5 protein-coding genes are annotated in these 3,813 nt (G+C 62.6%); 4 read left to right on the top strand and 1 reads right to left on the bottom strand.

Annotated elements, in window-relative coordinates:
* Window positions 1–1,089 (bottom strand): thiamine pyrophosphate-dependent enzyme (locus C1D09_RS22225; protein ID WP_246135831.1); only part of this gene is annotated, 1,089 nt, incomplete at its 3' end.
* 262 nt (window positions 1,090–1,351) lie between these two features.
* On the opposite strand from C1D09_RS22225, the gene C1D09_RS22220 reads away from it, so the two are divergent.
* The 4 genes from C1D09_RS22220 to C1D09_RS22205 all read left to right on the top strand — a co-directional run.
* Window positions 1,352–1,624, top strand: a complete 273-nt coding sequence (locus C1D09_RS22220; RefSeq protein WP_013529251.1) for a DUF4164 domain-containing protein — start codon at window positions 1,352–1,354, stop codon at window positions 1,622–1,624.
* 10 nt (window positions 1,625–1,634) lie between these two features.
* Window positions 1,635–1,997, top strand: a complete 363-nt coding sequence (locus tag C1D09_RS22215; protein WP_019861624.1) for a cell division protein ZapA — start codon at window positions 1,635–1,637, stop codon at window positions 1,995–1,997.
* 163 nt (window positions 1,998–2,160) lie between these two features.
* Window positions 2,161–2,820, top strand: coding sequence for a peroxiredoxin (locus C1D09_RS22210; RefSeq protein ID WP_143976310.1), 660 nt, complete (start codon window positions 2,161–2,163; stop codon window positions 2,818–2,820).
* Window positions 2,821–2,973: 153 nt separating this feature from the next.
* Window positions 2,974–3,813 (top strand): MBL fold metallo-hydrolase (locus C1D09_RS22205; RefSeq protein WP_425463427.1); only part of this gene is annotated, 840 nt, incomplete at its 3' end.

Below are 3,813 nucleotides of genomic sequence, written 5' to 3'. Positions count from 1 at the left end.
CTCCAGCGCCATTTCCGACGATTTGCGGGTGGCGACCTTCGGCTTGTCGACCGAGAGCTTCTTCTTGTAGTCGGCGATGACGGCGTCGAAATTGGACGGCAGCTTGCCGGCGAGGCGGCGCTCGAACTCGGCCTTCAGCTTCGGCTCCGCCTTGGCGAGACGACCTTCCCAGTCGGCGCGCGGCTTGGCGCCGGCCTTGCCGGCCGCGCGCCAGGCATCGAGGATGTCGGCCGGAATCTCGAAGGGCGGCGACTCCCAGTTGAAGAACTTGCGCGCACCGGCGATCTCGTCGGCGCCGAGCGGCGAACCGTGCGCCTTGTTGGTACCGGCCTTGGTCGGGGCGCCGAAGCCGATGGTCGTCTTGCAGGCGATCATCGTCGGCTTGTCGGAATGGCGCGCGGCCTCGATGGCATAGGCGATGGCTTCAGGATCGGTGCCGTCGATATGGCTGGCGTTCCAGCCGGAGGCCTGGAAGCGCGCGACCTGGTCGGTGTTGTCGGCAAGCGAGACCGGGCCGTCGATCGAGATGTTGTTGTTGTCCCAGAAGACGATCAGCTTGTTGAGCTTGAGATGCCCGGCAAGCGCGATGGCTTCCTGGGAAACGCCTTCCATGAGGCAGCCGTCGCCGGCCAGCACATAGGTGTAGTGGCTGACGAGGTCGTTGCCGAAAGCGGCGTTCATGATGCGCTCGCCGAGCGCGAAGCCGACCGAATTGGCAAGGCCCTGGCCGAGCGGGCCGGTCGTCGTTTCGATGCCGGCAGCGTGGCCGTATTCGGGATGGCCGGCGGTCTTGGAGCCGAGCTGGCGGAAATTCTTGATCTGGTCGAGGGTCATGTCCTCGTAGCCGGTCAGATAGAGCAGCGAGTAGAGCAGCATCGAACCATGGCCGGCCGACAGGATGAAGCGGTCGCGGTCGGCCCAGTGCGGGGCCTTGGCGTCAAATTTCAGGAAGCGGGTGAACAGCACCGTGGCAATGTCGGCGCAGCCCATGGGCAGGCCGGGATGGCCGGAATTGGCCTTCTCGACGGCATCCATGGAGAGAAAGCGGATCGCATTGGCCATCCGGTCATGTTGTTCACGCGACGTCATGGTTCCTCCAAAGGTGGGGGTTTGGCGGCTTGGGAGCGCCCTTGAAAAGGTGCGCGACACATAGCAGGCGCGGGCTTTTAGTCAACAAATCGGGCGCAGATTTGCCGGTCTTGTGATGCTGGCGGCGGCCCTACATTAGCGTTAGCGGGGGACAGTCGCGAGAGCTTTGTTGACGTCGCCTTCACCCGGTGCCTAATGTTTCACGGATAACGCGTTCTGAACGCGAACGATTCGGTGATGGGCAGGGCACAGGACGAAGGCCATGACCGGGGAAGCCACACTCAAGGAAGTCATCGCCAGGCTGGGCAAGGCCATCGAGGGGCTGGAAAACGCCGTCGCGGCCAAGCTGGAGCATGAACGCGATTACTCGGAAGCCGAGGCCGAGGTGCAGCGGATGAATGCCGACCGCTCCCGGCTGGCGCAGGAACTCGACAATTCCGAAGCGCGCGCCGAACGGCTGGAGGACGCCAACAAGGAAGTATCGCGACGGCTGGTGACCGCCATGGAAACCATCCGCGCCGTGTTGGACAGATAGGAGCTGGCCCATGGCACAGGTCACGGTTTCAATCGACGGCAAACAGTATCGGATGGCCTGCGACGAAGGCCAGGAAGATCATCTGATCGACCTCGCCGAACGCTTCGACCGTTATGTCTCGCACCTGAAGGATTCTTTCGGCGAGATCGGCGACCAGCGGCTGACCGTCATGGCCGGGATCATGGTGATGGACGAACTCTCGGAATTGCAGAAGCGCGTCAAGGGCATGGAAAGCGAGGTGCTGACCTTGCGCAAGACGCGCGACGAGGCGCTGACCAAGGCCGACAAGAGCGACAGCGTGTTGACCAACGCGCTTGGCGCGCTGGCGCAGCGGATGGAAGATCTCGCCACGTCACTGGCCGTGAAATCCTAGCTTTTCGCGACGCCGAGAGCGAAATTCCCACATTCCCCGGGAACAAGCGAAAATTTTTCGCGGCCTGCATCACTGCCGGCGACCACACCGTTTTGAACGTCGCCGATGGAGTGGTAAAAGGGTGGCAGCCCGCCAACGAGCGGCATTCACAGGGGTAGGAACCATGAGCCTTCGTATCAACGACATCGCGCCGGATTTCACGGCCGAGACCACGCAGGGGACGATCAGCTTTCACGACTGGATCGGGGACGGCTGGGCGATCCTCTTCAGCCACCCGAAGAATTTCACACCGGTCTGCACCACCGAGCTCGGCACGATGGCCGGGCTGGAAGGCGAGTTCAAGAAACGCAACGTCAAGATCATCGGCATCTCCGTCGATCCGGTTGCGAGCCACGACAAATGGCAGGCCGACATCAAGACGGCGACGGGCCAAACGGTGCATTATCCGCTGATCGGCGACAAGGATCTCAAGGTCGCCAAGCTCTACGACATGCTGCCCGCCGGCGCCGGCGAGACCTCGGAAGGCCGCACGCCCGCCGACAACGCCACCGTGCGCTCGGTCTATGTCATCGGGCCCGACAAGAAGATCAAGCTGGTGCTGACCTATCCGATGACCACGGGCCGCAACTTCGACGAGATCCTGCGCGCGGTCGATTCCATCCAGCTCACCGCCAAGCATCAGGTTGCGACGCCGGCAAACTGGAAGCAGGGCGAGGATGTTATCATCACCGCCGCCGTTTCCAACGAGGATGCGATCAAGCGCTTTGGCGCATTTGAGACCATCCTGCCTTATCTCAGGAAGACCAAACAGCCGTCGGCCTGAAACGGGCGCCGGAACGGGTTTTGCCTTTTCCGCCCTCGCGGGCCAAGTCATGCTTGACTGGTCGGCTTGGGTGGACAACCATGCTCCTGTTGGGGCCTGGCGGAGAAAACCGTTCCTGCTGGCGGGTTGGGGGAGTTCAGGTTGGACTTGGCTTTGGCAAAACCTGAGGTCAGGGGCTTTTACGACAAGCCGACCGGAGCCATTCAGTATGTCGTCACCGATCCGGCGACAAGGCGATGCGCCATCATCGATCCGATCCTCGACTTCGATGAGAAATCCGGCGCGACGGCAACCAGGAGCGCGGATGCCCTGCTGGATTTCATCGGGGAGAGCGGGCTGGTGATCGAGTGGATCCTCGATACCCACCCGCATGCCGATCATTTCTCTGCAGCGCACTACCTTAAACGGAAGACCGGCGCGCCGACGGCGATCGGTAACAGGATCGTCGACGTCCAGAACCTGTGGAAGGCGATCTACAACTGGCCGGATTTTCCCGCCGACGGTTCGCAGTGGGATAGGTTGTTCAGGGAAGGCGAGACCTTCCTGGTTGGGACGGTCCCGGTGAAGGTGCTGTTCTCACCTGGCCATACGCTGGCCTCGATCACCTATGTGATCGGCGACGCCGCCTTCGTCCACGACACGCTGTTCATGCCCGACAGCGGCACCGCGCGAGCGGATTTCCCCGGCGGCAGTGCCGCGCGGCTGTGGCGCTCGATCCAGGACATACTGGCGCTGCCCGATGAGACGCGGGTCTTCGTCGGCCATGACTATCAGGCCGGTGGCCGCGAGCCCTTGTGGGAAAGCACGGTTGGCCAGCAGAAGGCCAGCAATATCCATCTCGTTGCCGCGCACGGCGAAGCCGAATTCGTGGCGCTGCGCGAGGCTCGCGACAAGACATTGCCGATGCCACGGCTGATCCTGCACGCGCTGCAGGTCAACATGAATGGCGGCCGGCTGCCGGAACCGGAAGCCAACGGCCGGCGGTATCTGAAA

Source organism: Mesorhizobium intechi (assembly GCF_002879535.1).
Lineage (GTDB): Bacteria > Pseudomonadota > Alphaproteobacteria > Rhizobiales > Rhizobiaceae > Mesorhizobium > Mesorhizobium intechi.
The sequence above is the reverse complement of the archived record's forward strand: the minus strand, read 5'-3'. Positions and strand labels throughout refer to the sequence as shown.